This is a genomic window from Ekhidna sp. (assembly GCF_040223195.1).
Lineage (GTDB): Bacteria > Bacteroidota > Bacteroidia > Cytophagales > Cyclobacteriaceae > Ekhidna.
In genome coordinates this window covers 38,967-55,437 of sequence record NZ_JAVKDX010000008.1, presented here as the reverse complement: position 1 = coordinate 55,437, position 16,471 = coordinate 38,967, and the positions used below count along the sequence as shown (strand labels likewise).

7 protein-coding genes are annotated in these 16,471 nt (G+C 44.4%); 6 read left to right on the top strand and 1 reads right to left on the bottom strand.

Annotated elements, in window-relative coordinates; translation table 11 throughout:
- Positions 1-3: 3 nt before the first annotated feature.
- Entirely contained in the window at positions 4-447 is a 444-nt protein-coding gene (gene rplI, locus RLN88_RS03740; protein ID WP_350220040.1) for a 50S ribosomal protein L9, read from the top strand.
- 92 nt (positions 448-539) lie between these two features.
- Positions 540-2,015, top strand: coding sequence for a hypothetical protein (locus RLN88_RS03735; RefSeq protein WP_350220039.1), 1,476 nt, complete (start codon positions 540-542; stop codon positions 2,013-2,015).
- Between the two features lie 56 nt (positions 2,016-2,071).
- On the opposite strand, the gene RLN88_RS03730 is transcribed toward RLN88_RS03735, so the two are convergent.
- Positions 2,072-10,777, bottom strand: a complete 8,706-nt coding sequence (locus RLN88_RS03730) for a lamin tail domain-containing protein (RefSeq protein WP_350220038.1) — start codon at positions 10,775-10,777, stop codon at positions 2,072-2,074.
- Positions 10,778-11,147: 370 nt separating this feature from the next.
- Between RLN88_RS03730 and RLN88_RS03725 the strand changes: the two genes are divergently transcribed.
- From RLN88_RS03725 to RLN88_RS03710, 4 genes are read left to right on the top strand one after another with little or no spacing between them, the layout of a single operon-like run.
- Complete coding sequence (locus RLN88_RS03725) at positions 11,148-12,143, top strand: endonuclease/exonuclease/phosphatase family protein (protein ID WP_350220037.1); 996 nt, start codon at positions 11,148-11,150, stop codon at positions 12,141-12,143.
- A gap of 4 nt (positions 12,144-12,147) precedes the next feature.
- Entirely contained in the window at positions 12,148-13,425 is a 1,278-nt protein-coding gene (locus RLN88_RS03720; RefSeq protein WP_350220036.1) for an endonuclease/exonuclease/phosphatase family protein, read from the top strand.
- Between the two features lie 27 nt (positions 13,426-13,452).
- Positions 13,453-14,397, top strand: coding sequence for a GSCFA domain-containing protein (locus RLN88_RS03715; protein WP_350220035.1), 945 nt, complete (start codon positions 13,453-13,455; stop codon positions 14,395-14,397).
- Complete coding sequence (locus RLN88_RS03710; RefSeq protein ID WP_350220034.1) at positions 14,394-16,469, top strand: thioredoxin domain-containing protein; 2,076 nt, start codon at positions 14,394-14,396, stop codon at positions 16,467-16,469. The genes RLN88_RS03715 and RLN88_RS03710 overlap by 4 nt, the downstream gene beginning before the upstream one ends.
- The last annotated feature ends 2 nt before the right edge of the window (positions 16,470-16,471 follow it).

The window sequence follows — 16,471 nt, the reverse complement described above, 5'->3', positions numbered from 1 at the left end:
GACATGGAAGTAATACTAAGAGAAGATATACAAGGACTTGGCTACAAGAACGATACCGTTTCTGTAAAGCCAGGCTATGGCAGAAACTACCTGATCCCAAGAGGAATGGCAATCATCGCTAGTGACTCTAACAAAAAGATGATCAGCGAAAACATTCGTCAGGCTGCACACAAAGCTGAGAAAGCCAAAAAGGATGCAGAGGAGATGGCCAAGAATATAGGAGAAGTGACGCTTGAGATCAAAACAAAGGCTGGAGAAAAAGGAAAGATCTTCGGAGCTATCACTCCTATTCAGGTTGCTGAAGCACTTGCTGCGAAAGGACACGAGGTTGACAGAAAGCGAATTTCCTTTGAGCAAAAGATCAAAGAGGTGGGTGAATACACTGCCCTGCTGGATCTTCACAAGGAAGTACACCATCCAATCACTATCAAGGTGGTGGCTGAATAAGCAACTAGACCAACAGATATTTAAAAACCCCGAATCAAAAGATTCGGGGTTTTTTGTTTTCTTTAGCGTCCGTTAAAGAAATCTGAAGGGAAATGGATCTAATCCGGGAAATGGCACATGTGATTGAGCAGGATCGTCCGAAATCCTTTGGCCTCCTCATTCCCAAAGATTCGAAGCTAAAAAAGCTTTACGACCTGGCCCTGAATCCCCTCCTCTCTGAAAGAGACATTGAATATAAAATTTATAAAAGCAAGACCGGGGACAAGCGATTCCTCATGCTCAAGGGAAACCTTATCAACAAGCTTTCGGAGCTGATCCTGATTGGTGAGCATTCGGACATAAATAAGCACAACTACATCAAAGTGCAGTTTGAATGCGAAAAGCAGCTGACTATTGCCAAAAAACTCCTCTTTGTGAACGTCTATCACAATGCCGAAAAGATCATCAAGAAAGTCATTAAACAGGCGATTCGCCATCACCTGGCAAACGTGGAAGCTGAGAGCTACCAGCTGATGCGTAAAATCAACTACCTCAAGGGATTCCCCGAGCAAACCGAAGAATACAAGGAGCTGGCCGCAAAACGTTTGCAGGTAAGCTCCAAGGTTGATGAAGCGAAAGGAAGCACCGAACTGTTTCTTGCCGAGATCAAATTTCTGAGGTCACAATCGAAAAACATTGCCGAACGGTGCAGCAAGTATATCCTGCCACTGGTGGCATATGATAAAGACTCACCCTTTATCGAACTGGCCATCCTGCGATTGCGACTGATCAAAGCACATCAGGAAAATGACCTGGAAGAGTGGAGCCACACGCTGACAGAGCTGGAAGGTTTTTTGAGGACCTACCCTCACCTCCTTACCGAACATTTAACGCTGGAATTGAACGTTTCCAAAGTGAAATACTATCTGGCTGTAAGAGATCATGCAAAAGCAGACAATACGCTGAGCTCTCTGCTCAAATTTACCACGTTTGAGGCTTTCAACAGGTATGAAGTACTGGCAGAGCAGTTTACCCTCAGGTGCCATCAGGAAAAATTGCCACAAGCAAAAAGGATAATAGAAAAAGCCTATTCAAGTATCCAATTTGAAATGCTCGATGGCATGGATAAAGCTGCCTGGTCTATACGAACTGCTTACTTGCATTTCGCATCCTATGCCCAGGGCTTAAAACTGGATCTGAAATGGTTTCCTGAGAAAAACCTGACGACCTTCTTCAATGCTTCAAGGCCCATTTCAAAAGATAAGACCGGCTATCATTTCCAGTTTGTCATTATTCGGATTCTACTCCTGCATATTAGAAAATCAATTGACTATGCCAGTGAGCACAATAGTCTGAAGGTCTACCAGACCAGGCATCTGAAAAGCAATCTACCTATCCGAAGCACCATATTTTACAGCTTCCTCATCAAGCTGACCAAAGCGCATTTCAGCCAGGCGGAGTATCAATCGCTGACCAGGGGCTTTCTGGAGAAGCTCCATGAGCACCCTGTCCACATCGAACATTGTGAAATCTTCACTTACGAAAACCTATGGAGAATGATTGGCGAGACTACCATAAAAAAAGGGTGACACCTGGTGCCACCCCACGCAAAAGCCTTGGCTCCTGCTTCCTTAGTTAACTTAAATTATTCTTTGATGATCTGCTGACGCAGCTCGTTTTCCCCATCGCGAACCACAATCACATACACACCGCTATTCAGCGATGAGATATCATACAGATTTCCCTTTTTGCTCACCTGCATTTTAGCCCCATCCAGCGCGAAAATTTCTACAGAGAGTTCTGCGTTCTTCGTATTGCTGATTTCGAATACATCAGCTATTGGGTTTGGATAGATCACCACATTTGCATCATTCAGGCCAAGTGCTGGCTCCTCGTCATCCACTCCTACTCCCGAAACGCTCAATGTGATATTATCAAAGCCTGAGGTTGATACAACCACATTTCCATTAAATGTACCCTCGGCTGCCGGAGCAAACCTTACAAAGACCTGCTGATCAATTGATCCATCGGTTACTGTTATGGTCAGCGGAGAACTGCTTGTTCCCTTCGATGCGAAGTTGCTGGTGGTAGAAACTTCAAACTGAGCCGGTGGGGTTACTTCCACATTCTCAGTCAGCCCAAATCCTTCTACGATAAATGAAGTAGATGGAGATGTGGTTCCTACATCCTGCGTCTGAAAGTCATTCTGGAAGCCATCATCATCCACAGAGAAGAATGGTTGTGTTTCATAAATAAGGAAATTATCTATTCTATATTCTACGGCTCCATTTGCATCGTCTTCTGATACATATTTGAAAGCAATGTGAACAGTACCTCCAGCAGTAAGTCTCACATCTCCAGAGCTAATAAACACTCCATCATTTTCGGTTTCTGAATCATACAAATCAAGTGTTGCGTCCAATTCAGTCCATGTTGCAGTAGTTACATCGCCCGAATAATCGGAAGACACTTGAACGGTCAAAGTTCCCGTACCATCAAATGCTACATCAGTATCAAAGGAAAGATCAGCGCCATCGACTGAGCTCAGATCAATGGCTGGAGAAACTATCCAGTCTTCATTGGCTACACCCGAAAAGGATCCAAAATTGAAACCGCTCATAGCTATTCCATCACCTGTTTCTCCATTTGATGTGCATGTCCATGCTTCGGTACCCGCTACAGACTGAGCTGTAAACCCACTCAAGTCATCACAACTTCCAAATCCATTAAAGTAAATCGTGTTTTCATCAATCCCAGCTCCAGAAACATCAATATCAAGACTTGGAGCATTGGTACTCGTATGTAAAATTGCTCCATCAGACGAACCAAATGCACCTGGGGAGAACTTCACCGAAATAGTCGTTTCGGAAACACTTCCTCCACTTTGAGTGAGGGTAAGTGACCCTGAGAAATCAGTTCCATTGCTAGATATCAGGTAGTCTGCTGATGCCGTAATGGAGATGTCTGCCTCAAGATTAGAACCGGAAACTGTATAGGTTCTAACTGCACTTTCAGAGGAAATAAGAATATTTCCAAATGCTGCATCAAACGCATCTGATACAATTGAAATTGATGGTGCATTCGGATCAATTGTAGGAGCTCCAAAACTAGCAAACCCAGCACCTTGAATGCTATTGTGGAGAACAATGTTCAAATCACCAGCAGGTTCTCGAACCAGTGATAGTCCATCTGTATCATTCCCCCAATCTTCAATAATTGAGACTAATGATGCACTGGGGAGATCAGAAGAAAAATCGGCATCTGCATCACCATTGTACTTCATTTGAATATATTCATTTGCGTTAGGGTTATGAAGTGCTATGTTTTCCCCTCCATTAGAAAAGTTTCCAAAAGAAGAACCAAGAGCATCAAATACTAAGTTATTTCCACTAGGTGTTGGCAAAGCACCACCATCCTGAACTGCAGTAATTACACCAACATAAGCCCCAGGCTGAACAATGGTCGAAGCAGGAAAAGTGAAGTAAAGACCGCCCTCTTCCCAAATTTCCCATCCGCTAATATCAACAGCGGACTCGCTCATATTGTATAGTTCAATGAATTCGTCCTCATTATTTGCAGTTCCATTACCATCTGTATCGTAATTGAATTCCCCGCTGCTATTTGCGTCGGTAAGGATTTCATTGAAAACAATGCCACTAAGATTAGGTGCTGTATCAAAAACACCTTCTACTCCTGATACTGAAATCGTCTTGGAGTCTGCTCCGATACTCTCATGACTGATATCTCCACTGTAAGATGCTCCGTCGGAAGCTTCAGGAGTAAATCGAACATATACATCCTGATTAATTGCACCATCAGTTGGGGTAATTGTCCATGGACTTGAATTAGAATACACCGTTCCATCAAAAGCCATAGTTGCCGATACTTCAAATCCTACAGGAGGTGTAATAGTCAAATCAGCGGCAAGGTCTACACCCGTGATGCTATACATACTTGGAGTCGATGAATTACCAAAAGCTATGATACCAAAGTTTCCTTCAAATGCAGATTGATCCAATGTGATAAGCGGTATTGTCTCACCTTCCAACAAGTGATATCCGATATAAGAGAAATCACCCTGACTATAAACAGTCCATTCAGAATCTTCTGAATCAGTTCCAAAAGAACCCAGAGCTACCGTATTGCCTTCAAGGATTGTTCCTTTTCTCACCAAGGTTACATCCTCTGTTAAACCAGATCCTGCAACAGGCCAAGAGCTTCCCGGATCAGATGCCGGATCCCCAAAAAGATCAATCAAATCACCATTATGAAATAGTCCTAAAGCATCATCGCCATTGAACGATATAGTTCTGGTACCAGCATCTGTTCCATTTCCAAAAGGAACTTCTAAATCAGCCACTCCAGAGATAGTTGGATCTGATGTACCATTACTTATGACAAAAACATCTCCTGCTGCGAGTGTTCCCGATAGTACCAAGTCATATGCTTGTGGCTGGCTCGGAGCAGTTCCAAATCCACTTCCGTTATTAGATTGTCTTATGGTGTATTCAGACAAGTCAATTTCTATGCCTGTACCATTATAAATTTCTAAAACCTTAGAACTGCTGGTCTCGATATATTCCGAGAAGAAAACACCACCGGTGATCTCAGCAGCCTCTACCAGCACGCTCTCGGTCAACGCACTTCCATCATCATCTACTGTAAGTGTGTAACTTCCTTCGGTATCCAACTGAAGGTCTGTCCATTCATAAGTTCCGTCGGTCATTGCCTGGGTTGTAAGCCCTGTTCCGGTTAAGTTTCCAGCTCCTGTTCCTGAAAGTGAAATAGTTCTTGCAGCCGCATCCACGTTTCCATTTGCATCCACCGCTGATACTGACAAACTAAAATTCTCTGCAACAGGAACGGTAGCATCTACGTCCACATCAAATGCAGTAGCTACTACATCGATGGTGTGATCGTTACTCAATTCGGGCGGGTTATTAACCTCTACCAAAATTGACCCTGAAGGATCCGAAGAAAATTCATGATTGATTGGAATACCAAATTGAAGTACACCCTGATCGTTCACTGATCCGCTTGTCCAAATTGAAAGCGTGTACGTTAATGCGCCGGAAGAAGGAACAGAGGATGGAGTCGAAGACATATCAAATGTGATATTCAAATCTGAAATGGTTCCTGAATATGTGTTAGTGCCATCATCTAGTATAGCTCCACCTAGAGTGGTAGACCAGCTGGCTGTATTGTTTGGACCAGGTACAATAACAGCAGATGTTACCATCGTAGACTCACTATCTGCCGTGCCGGAATCCACTATTTTGAAGGCGAACACATCAATAGCTTCCTCCATCGTATCTTCTAATCCTGAAAGTGTTGAAGCTCCAATTGGGGAGTCAGCAGGCTGAATATCCGAATCCGCATCAAACACTATCTCAACAGTTGTAATATCTAGCTTTACAGGGGTATCACCACTATTTGTCCCGTCAGAAAGCAATACATACACATCGTAAGCTGTGTTATCAGACAAACCGGAAATGGTCACTGTAGCGGTAGCTCCAACCTCGGTGTATGCTACTTCAGTACCTGCAAGTACCGTAGCGGCATCAGGAGCAGAAGCTTCATCAGCCACTACAAGGTAAAACAATGAGCCCGGCTCATCGGATTGGAATGTAATATCTCCTCCATCAATAGTCTCGTTACCCATTGCAGGAGCAACAGTGAACAAAGGTTCGTAATTATCAACAGCAACATCCGAGATTGTTGTTGAAATAGGATATACCTGACCGGCACTGCTGAATTCTCCAGCTACACCGTAAACGTCCAGTCTCCCGTAAGGAATCGTTCCGCCTTCAATGCGTGCACTCGATAGGTTATCTCTGTAAGTAAGGTTGTTTGCTCCATCGGTAACTGTATAATCATCAGCACCTGTATCGAATGTGCCACCAGCAATTGCGAATGTTACCGCTTCAAATCTTAGATATTGACTTTGATAGTCAGCATAGTTTGCATTGAACTCATCAATTGCAACTGTAGTACTAACAAAACCATTTTCGGTAGAAGTAGCAGCACCTGCATCCCCAGTTGGAATGAGTTGAAGAATGTTGTTGAATACACTAAGTGTTCCTTCGATGTTAGAAATTCCGTCTCCGATAGCATATGTTGTAGAAAGGTTTCCAGGACTATCATCGATCAGGATTCCGTCACCGTTTGAGTCCTGAATATATTTTTGATTTCTTGATGACTGTTGGTAAAGGAGAACAGCTTCTGTTGCGAGTCTGTAAACCGTACCATCGGTAGCACCTGCTCTCAAGCTTGCGATATCTTCTACCATCACGGTTGTAGCATTATTGGTTACCGCCTGATCGGTGAATGAGGCCAGAGGATTAGCTGCCAAATCAGCTACATCCCCCTGCGTATCATCATAATCCATTGTCACTACATCACCAGCAAAAATGAAATCTTCCAGAAGGAAATCGAGTGAATTATCACTTGCTCCAAAGTCTGAGATGGTAGCCGGATTTCCATTGATATTGATGGTAAAGCCTGTCGCATCGGTCACAGTTACGTTCTCAGACAATGTCAGATTTACCTGGTTGGAGACCCCATCTGCTGACGTAGAAGCACTTTGCACTGTTGGTGCTTGGGTATCTGTCCCTGTAGTTGTTTCTGAACCAGTCAGAGGAGCAGTTAGCAAATAGCAATTATCTGTAGTGTTGTATTCATAAACTGCAAAATGATAGGTCGTTGCTACTGTTAATCCTGTTACTGCCACAGAAGTACCTGTGCCAGTGTAAACCACAAAATTTCCGGTACCTAGTTCCGTTCCGCTTCCAAAAGCCGCATCAGCCGTGTAGCTCACCCCATTTTCAGGCTCTGCATCAACTGCTGCACCTGATTTGGCAATTACAATCACTTCATCGCCATCGCCTCTTGTCCAACCGACAGTGGTGGTATTGTCTCCGGTAGAACCAAAACCGATCGAGGAAGCCTGAACTGTTGGAGTGCAATTCACAAATGTTCCTACAGCCTCAGCCCAGGTTAAGGCAACCCTAACCCTGTCTGCTGAACCTCCTACATTTCCTTGTCGGAATGCCACCTGATTCAGGTCACTGGCATCAGATGATCCATCATTACTGGTAGCAACTGGTGTAGTCTCTGTTGCGGAGTAAGCATCCATTACAAACAGCTCTGCCACATCATCCGTACCAGAACCAGCATTGAAAGTATATTTTAGGACAACCAGATAAGTCTTACCAAATTCAAAATCATCGGTAGACATAGTTGAAGAGCTGCCCTTTGCAACACCGAATCTCAAAGTCCCGGCATCATCCTGAGCATACACTCTGCCATTGAAACTACCAGAGGCCTGTCTCATGTGGAAGAAATAATCCGGTGAAGCTGGTGCAGATGACACATTTATTAATGCGGATAAGTACACAGTACCTGAAGAAAGCGTATTGAACACCTGATTGACATCCTCACCTCCACCACCAAACGTGGCAGACCCGCCTACTGCACTTGGTGTATAGCCAAATAGGTCAAGACTTGTCGTGGCATAGCCAATCGCGCCAGATCCGGAATGGTTGTTCCAGTTACCACCTGACACGGCTGTTAAATCACCTGCACTAGTGCCATAGTCAAATTCATCAACCAAAATCAGGTCAGGAAGAGCATCAGTCGTTGCATTATCACTTGGAATAGTGCCATCAGTTTTATAATCAATTGCCAATCCAGGATTTGTAAACGGATAGATTTTAAAGAAATACTGGGTACCAGCATCAAGGCCAGTCCAGGAATACGATCCTACTCCTGAAGCTACATTAACGGTAGTTGCACCATCAGATTCCTCACTTAAATCAGTTGGGTCAACGATATCATCGGCCGTGCTCATTTTGATCAAGAATCCTTCGGCAATGTCCTCCGGGCTGTATCGGATTGGGATTCGATCGGCATACTGTAACCTTCCACCTATGTAAGCACTTCGAATCCCTCTGTAGTGAAAACCTAACCCTGCTGTGGTCTGTGCAGAGGTACCCACAGGCAGGCCTTCCATCACAGAAAGGTCATCCACCAAAACGGAGCTACCATCATCGAGAAATAGCTCCTGGGCCGGGACATCCTTCCACACCCAGTCTCCCAGGCTTAAAAACCCGTTTAATTCCAGGGAGGAAATCACATTATAGGTGAAGTCAAACTCCAAACCTTTGTGCTCAGAAACCAGTCCGTTTAAGACCACTGGCAAAAAGTTTGGTGTGCCTTCTTCTCCCTGATTTTGCTGGTTAAACTGGGTAGTTCTATCAGTCCAAAGCAGGTAGTAAGCATTAAAGTTTACTTTCAGGAAGGAGGTCTTGAATCCATACCCCACTTCACCTGATGTTACTTTCTCTTCCGTCAACCCATTTCTGTATTCATTGGAATATCGTGAATCATTGAAGGCTGTTTGCAAAAAAGGCGGACGAGTGAAGTATCCTGCATTGGCATACACATTATGTCTTCCTGTGATCCGGTAATTTGCACCGGTTTTGAACGTATAGGTAGTGAATGTCCTTTTCTCTGACTCGCCTAGTGAATTGAGGTCAAAATCATTGAATTCGCTACCGTTCCAGAAATAACCTACCCGCTGCATGTCTGAGAAGGTGAGTGTAGCTGAGGCAAACAAATCCAGCTTATTCACGGTGTATTCTGCCTGGCTAAATGCGGAGTACCAGTTAACAATTCCATCATAGTGATAGTTGGTTTTGTCCCCTTCTCTTCCTATGGCATTTTCTGTATCAAGCTTGTTGAAAGCATCTCCAAATCTATTTTCCTGAATGATGAAGTCACCACCCATCACATCGTACACCTGGGCATAATGCTCTCCTTTATAGAATCTTAGATCTACACCGGCTCTCAACCTTAGTCTGTTGAGTTGCTTTGTGAAGTTACTTACTACCCCTATCCAATCGTGATTGTTGTGCCTGGACTCCAGATAATATTGCGAAGCATATCCTGTCACACTTGGGGTGTTGGGATCACCATTTGGATAAGGTACGGTCACCTCTCTGGAAGCGTCCCTGTTTTGTTCCGACAAATAATCCCAATCGATAAGGTTATCCGGTGTGATTTCATTTCCAATTAAGTTAGGATTTGACCTGTCCTGAAAAAATACAGACGCCTCTGCATCCTGAGGCTGCACAGAATACACTTTTGCTCGGGAATAGTAAACAGAAGTAGTAAGGTTTGTATTTGCATCAAAGTCCCAATAGTGAGTAAGTGCAGTCAGTGGTTTGTTCACTTTATTCTGGCGAGCGTTGAACAACTCACCTCTGTAGATACCAAGTGCATTGTTTGCCATTGGTTCATCGATATTAAAAATCTCTCTTGTTTGATCATCTACCACGAAAGCTGTACCCCTGTTGACTGGAGCACCAAATGCCCAGAACATTAACTGATGGTTGTCATTGATCTTTTTGGATGCAGAAATGTAATAGCTCCATGCATCTGTATAAGCACCTGGAACTATAGATCCCTGCTCACTGGATGACAGACCGCCTAACGGAGCACTGGTGGTGGTTCGGGTACCCTGCAGAGAGAAAGCCCATCCATTGGCAGACTCTCCGGTATTGTATGTAAATCTCAGTCTGTTGTTCCATGAGCCGGTACCAGTCTGGTATTCTATTCGACCACCCTCACTTCTATCCGATGGCTTGGTAATCATATTTACCGTGCCACCGATGGAACTCACAGCCAGCTTGGAGGCACCTAGACCTCTTTGCACCTGTGTGGTGCGAGTCACCTGGCTGAGGCCTGCAAAATTGGACCAGAACATCCGGCCATTCTCCATGTCATTGACGGGAATACCATTTACCAGAAATGCCACATTGGACTGATCAAATCCCCGGATGTACACTTCCTGATCTCCGTATCCGCCTGCACCCTGAATGGTGTAGACACCTGGCACGTTTTGGATGGCTTCCGCAAGAGACACATTGCTGAAACGTTCATCTATCTGCTGGGCATTGATTGTGGATATAGCCACAGGTGACTTTCGCTCCTCTACCACCGAGGCAAAGACCTGGACTTCATCCAGACCAATCGCTTCTTCTTCCAGAACGACCTCACCCACATTCACGTCACCGGATGAGACTGTAACAGGCTGCTCAATGGTGCTAAATCCAATATAAGAAATTTTAAGGGTGTAAGTGCCGGAAGGGACATTTTCAATTTTGAAGCCTCCTTCCATTCCTGTCATGGTACCGTAGTTGGTTCCCTTCAAAACGGCTGTTGCTCCAAACAGTCCCTCATTAAGTGTTTTGTCTTTTACTACCCCACTCACGGAACCGGTGGACTGAGCAGTAGCAAGGTGTATTACCAACCCCATGATCAGGGCAAGTAACAAAGGCTTCTTAGGCATATTAGGCTGAACTTATGGTTTATATAATTCATTGCAAATTTCTCGAAAGCAAGCTGCATGGGGAATTACAGTAAAAACCAAAAAGTAAAATCAAAACCGGGCAAATGGACGTGATCCTATACTTAAAAGAGCCATTTACACCATTTTCAACAACATTTTCAGGTTAAATCATGTTCTTAAATACTCCTGTGGGAAAAGCCCGAAAAAGCCAAAAAGAAGCGTCAGGACATAAAAAAATAACCTTGTCTTGACATGGTAAATTCCAATGTTATCTAAATGTTACCTGATGTGGATTATAGTTATCAAATCATTAATAGAATCCAGCCAGATGCAAACTCATCGTGAAATTAAAATGACTCAACTTTGCAGCATGATGGCAAATCAAATCAGAATCATTTCGTTCGTTTTACTGTTTGGGCTTTCTTCCATTGCTGAGGCCCAAAAGCAGGTGGTCGGGGCAATTGGGTTTTACAATGTGGAAAACCTCTTCGATACTATGGACGACCCAGAAATCAATGACGAAGAGTTTCTTCCCGATGGTGCAAAACAATGGACACCTGAAAGATATCAGGACAAACTAAGCCAGCTCTCCAAAGTGCTGGCTACCATGGCCAATGGTGCTGACATCATCGGACTATCAGAAGTAGAAAACAGGGGCGTGATTGAGGATTTGATTAAAATGCCCCAGCTGAGGGGACATCAGTATGACATTGTACACAAGGATTCACCTGACCGAAGAGGCGTGGATGTTGGCCTGATTTATAAGAAAAATCGCTTCACTGTATTGAATACCACCTGGCTTGAGTATCCGGAAGAGGGCTACTTCACCCGGGACATCCTTTTTTGCACCGGTATTTACTTTGGCGATACAATCACCATTGGCGTAAACCACTGGCCATCCAGGAGAAGCGGCCCGGAAAAACGAAATCAGGCGGGTGCCCTGCTGAGGCAGGCCGTAGACTCCATGCTCTCATTATCAGCCAACGCAAAAATCCTCCTGATGGGAGACTTTAATGATGACCCGAGAAATGCTTCTATCAAAGGTGAGCTTCGGGCTGCTGACAAAGAAAAGAAAATGGAGCCGGGCGACCTCTTTAACACCTCGGCTGATACCTACAAACTTGGGTATGGGTCACTTTCATACCGGGGCGCCTGGAACATGTTTGATCAGATTATCATCAGCGAAGGAATGCTTCAGGGAGACGGCATCTCCTATAAACCCAATACCTTCAGCGTATTCGGGCCAGACTGGATGCGCCAAACGAGTGGACAATATGCAGGTTCACCCTATCGCTCTTTTTCGTATGATAACTACATCGGAGGCTACAGCGACCACTTCCCCGTATATATATTGATTGAAAGATAATTGAATGAGGAAAGGAATAATCATATTTCTATTAACGGCCTTTTTGGGTTGTGCTTCCGGCGATGAGCCCTCAGGAACTGAACTTACGGTAAGTTTCAGAAAAACTGAGCAGACCATTCCCGAATCTCGAACGGCAGATGCCCTCATCATAGAGTTTTCGTCTGAGGCAGACTTTGATGGATTTATTGAAGTTGAGCTTATAGCAAATACCAATGAATATGGGGTCGATTTCATCACCCAACCTGCCGCTTCAAATGGTTTTATTAATGTTCCAGTAAATAATGGGGCTACTCAAAGCACGATTATCGTAGCTCCCACGCCCGATGCAGATGCATTAGCAGACACCATCTTGCTTTCCCTCATTGGCGGTAGCGATCTTGTTTCCATTGGTAATAATTCCACAATGAAAGTCTTTCTTACTGAGTCTACCAATGGAGGAGGTTCCGGAGGAAACAATACCGGATCAGGGTCGTGCAACGGAACTAACTACAGCACCGGGACTGTACAATGCAGCCCGGGCCTATCTACCGATGAGCTGGATATTGTGACCTGGAATATTGAAAATTTTCCTATGCAGTCTGCTACGGTGGCAAAAGTGGTTGATATCATTAGAAACCTTGATGCGGATATTATTGCCATACAGGAGATCGACGAAATTTCATCATTCAATTCAGTAGTTAGTTCGCTCAATGGCTATGAAGGCGTAGCAGTGGATGTCAATGGTGGAATTGAGCTTGGATATATCTATAAAACTGCTGAGATCATCAGCTTTGGAACCCCTAAAAAGCTTTTTAATGGTCAGACAAGCCCGTTTCCCAGAGAGCCAGTTGAGGTTGACATTACCCACGCCAATGGACTTTCGGCAAAACTCATTAACATTCACCTAAAGTGCTGCGATGGATCAGAGGATCGGAGAACCGACGCAAGCAATAAGCTCAAGTCTTACATTGATACCAATTTCCCGAATGATGAAGTGATTATCCTGGGAGACTGGAATGAGGATTTTGATTCGGGATCCTCGTTTACCAATTTCCTGAATGATACAGATAACTACATCTTTGCCGATCTACCCATATACAATGGATCGGGTGCTGATTTTAGCTATCCATGTACAGGCGCTTCGTATTGCCCCAGCCACATCGATCACATCTTAGTTACCGATGAATTGTGCGACAACCTGTCCACCACATATACAGTACGGCTTGACGATTGTGTTGCAGGGTATTTATCCCAGGTATCTGATCACCGTCCGGTGATGATCAGCCTCAAAGCTGACGATTAATGCGGTAACTTTGGTGATCAAATCGCCATGTTCAAGCTAAACTTCGAAATACCTGCTTCGAGCGCTAAGATTAATCTGAGCGATCCGGTTTTACTGATCGGTTCGTGCTTTTCAGACGAAATCGGTGAAAAGCTGAAAAGTCATAAGTTCAATGCGTTTTCCAATCCATTCGGGACGATTTACAATCCCCACTCCATTTTCAAGGTGCTGGAGGGAGGTTTGAATCCAAAGGACACCATCGAAAGTCAGGGTGTCTATTACCATTGGGATGCCCATGGATCGGTATCCGGACTGAGTGAGACGGATGTGTCCGCTTTACTAGTGCAGAAAAATCAGGAAATGAATACTTTTCTGGGCAATGCAAAGTGGCTTATCATCGCGCTAGGAACGGCCATTGTCTATGAATATGAAAACGTTGGGATAGTTGCCAATTGCCACAAAATCCCACAATCCAAATTCACAAAGAGGTTTCTTTCTCAAAAGGAAATTATTGGCCAGTTCGCCCGGCTTCATGCAAAATTCAATCCCAACCTCAAAATCATTTTCACTGTGAGTCCGGTCAGGCATATCAGGGATGGGCTGGTTGAAAATAATCGAAGTAAAGCCATCCTTTTGGATTCCATTCATCAGTTGGTTGAGGAGTATAAAAACGTTCACTACTTCCCTGCCTACGAAATCCTGATTGACGAACTCAGGGATTACCGATTCTATGCCGAGGATATGATCCACCCCAGCTCGCAGGCCATCAACTATATTTGGGATACATTCTCGCAAACCTATTTTGATAGTAACACACGTTCATTTCTATCTGAATGGGTCAAAGTGAAGGCCGCACTAAATCATCGCTCGTTTCAGCCTCAATCGGTATCGCACCAAAAATTTCTGTACAACACACTTGAAAAACTGACCGCATTGAATGAAAAAGTTGATCTCCGTGTTGAAATTGAGCAGGTAAAGAACCAATTGAAATGAGGATTTGGCTCCTCACACTGGTATTAATTTTGGCCTGTCATCACAAAAGAGACCAACCTATGCACGAATACACCAACGACCTGATCCATTCCACAAGTCCCTATCTGCTTCAACATGCTCACAACCCGGTGAACTGGCAGGAATGGGGTGATGAAGCTTTGGAACGTGCAAAAAAGGAAGACAAGCCCATCCTTGTGAGTATTGGATACTCGAGCTGTCACTGGTGCCATGTGATGGAGAAGGAGTCTTTTGAAGACACGGCGGTAGCCAAAATCATGAATGAGTACTTCATCAATATCAAAGTGGATCGGGAAGAGCGACCGGATGTGGATCAGGTATACATGGATGCCGTTCATGCGATGGGTTTACAAGGAGGCTGGCCTTTGAATGTTTTTCTTACTCCGGACCAAAAACCCTTCTACGGAGGTACTTACTTTCCGAAACAAGGTTGGGTAAATCTTTTAATTAGCATCAATGAGGCTTTTGAAAAAAATCGAGAGAAGATCAATGAATCTGCAGAAGCCTTCACGCAAAACCTCCAGGCAAAAGAATCTGAGAAATACAAACTGGAAGGTACCTCTCATCAACTTAGTGAAGACGAAATAGATCAGGCTTACAAAAAGCTGGTAGTCAAGTTTGACAAAGTAGACGGAGGGATTAAAAAATCGCCAAAGTTTCCCATGCCCTCTGTGTGGCAGTTTCTTGCCAGCTACTATCATCAAAGCAAGAATCAGGAAGCTCTTAAGCACCTTGTATTCACACTTGAGAAAATCACCGATGGAGGCATCTATGATCATGTGGGTGGAGGTTTTGCCCGATATAGTGTGGATGAAGAGTGGCATGTCCCCCACTTCGAAAAAATGCTCTATGACAATGGCCAACTGCTGAGCCTGTATGCTGCCGGGTACAAGCTCACCCAAAACGCAAAGTTCAAACGCACGATTCTGGAAACGGTGGCTTGGCTGAAGCGGGAGATGTTGGACGAATCCGGTGGATTTTACTCAGCCCTGGATGCAGACAGTGAAGGTGTGGAAGGGAAGTTTTACGTCTGGAGCTATGATGAAATTGTCTCGCTGGCTGATGATGATGCTTCCTTGATCTCAGCTTACTATGATGTGCAGGAAGTCGGAAACTGGGAAGGAAAAAATGTGTTGAGAGTTGTGAAATCTGAACAAGAGCTTGCCGAAAAATACCAGCTAAGCATTGAATCATTTTATCAAAAGATCGATGCTTTTAAAGGGAAAGCACTGACCGAACGCAGCAAGCGAATACGGCCGGGGCTGGATCATAAAATCATTGCCGGATGGAACGGGCTTACTTTGGCGGGACTGGTAGAATCCTATCAGGCACTTCAAGATTCAACAATACTTAAGCTGGCAACAAATAATGCTGCATTTATCAAAGATCGCCTGATAAAAGATGGTCAACTCAATCGCTTCCCTGATAAGGACATGGAAGGATTTTTGGAAGACTATGCGGCCGTTATCCAGGCGTTTATCAAATACTACGAAACCACGTTTGATCGAGAGTACCTCGAGTTGGCAGGGGCTTTGACCAAGAGGGTTGAAGAGGTCTTCTACGATGAAAGCGAGAACCTCTTTTTCTTCACAAGTGATCAAAGTGCCAACCTGATAGCCAGAAAAAAAGAACTCTTTGACAATGTGATCCCCTCTTCCAACTCCATGATAGCATGGAACCTGGTTCACCTCGGCACGCACCTGTACGACGATGAGATGATCCAAAAAGGAAAGTCCATGTTGGCCCAGGTCAAAAACCTGATCCCTCAGGAACCTGAATACCTCAGCAACTGGGCAGCTCTGTCCATGGAACTAGCGGACTCATTTCCTGAAATCGTGATAGTTGGCCCGGATGCTTATGAGGTAGCCAACATGCTGAATGAAATATTCATTCCAAACAAGATCATATCAGCCTCAAAAGAGCCATCAGGCCAATCCCCTTTTGAGCACAAAACCCTGATGAACGGAAAAACCACAATCTATGTCTGCTTCAATAAATCGTGTAAGCAACCCGTAACAACCCTAGAGGAAGCTTTGATTCAAATTCAGGAGTAATT

Bases quoted from the DNA above. Each gene is read 5' to 3' on its own strand.
- rplI (WP_350220040.1), top strand. From the start codon at position 4: ATGGAAGTAATACTAAGAGAAGATATACAAGGACTTGGCTACAAGAAC.
- RLN88_RS03735 (WP_350220039.1), top strand. From the start codon at position 540: ATGGATCTAATCCGGGAAATGGCACATGTGATTGAGCAGGATCGTCCG.
- RLN88_RS03730 (WP_350220038.1), bottom strand. From the start codon at position 10,777: ATGCCTAAGAAGCCTTTGTTACTTGCCCTGATCATGGGGTTGGTAATA.
- RLN88_RS03725 (WP_350220037.1), top strand. From the start codon at position 11,148: ATGATGGCAAATCAAATCAGAATCATTTCGTTCGTTTTACTGTTTGGG.
- RLN88_RS03720 (WP_350220036.1), top strand. From the start codon at position 12,148: ATGAGGAAAGGAATAATCATATTTCTATTAACGGCCTTTTTGGGTTGT.
- RLN88_RS03715 (WP_350220035.1), top strand. From the start codon at position 13,453: ATGTTCAAGCTAAACTTCGAAATACCTGCTTCGAGCGCTAAGATTAAT.
- RLN88_RS03710 (WP_350220034.1), top strand. From the start codon at position 14,394: ATGAGGATTTGGCTCCTCACACTGGTATTAATTTTGGCCTGTCATCAC.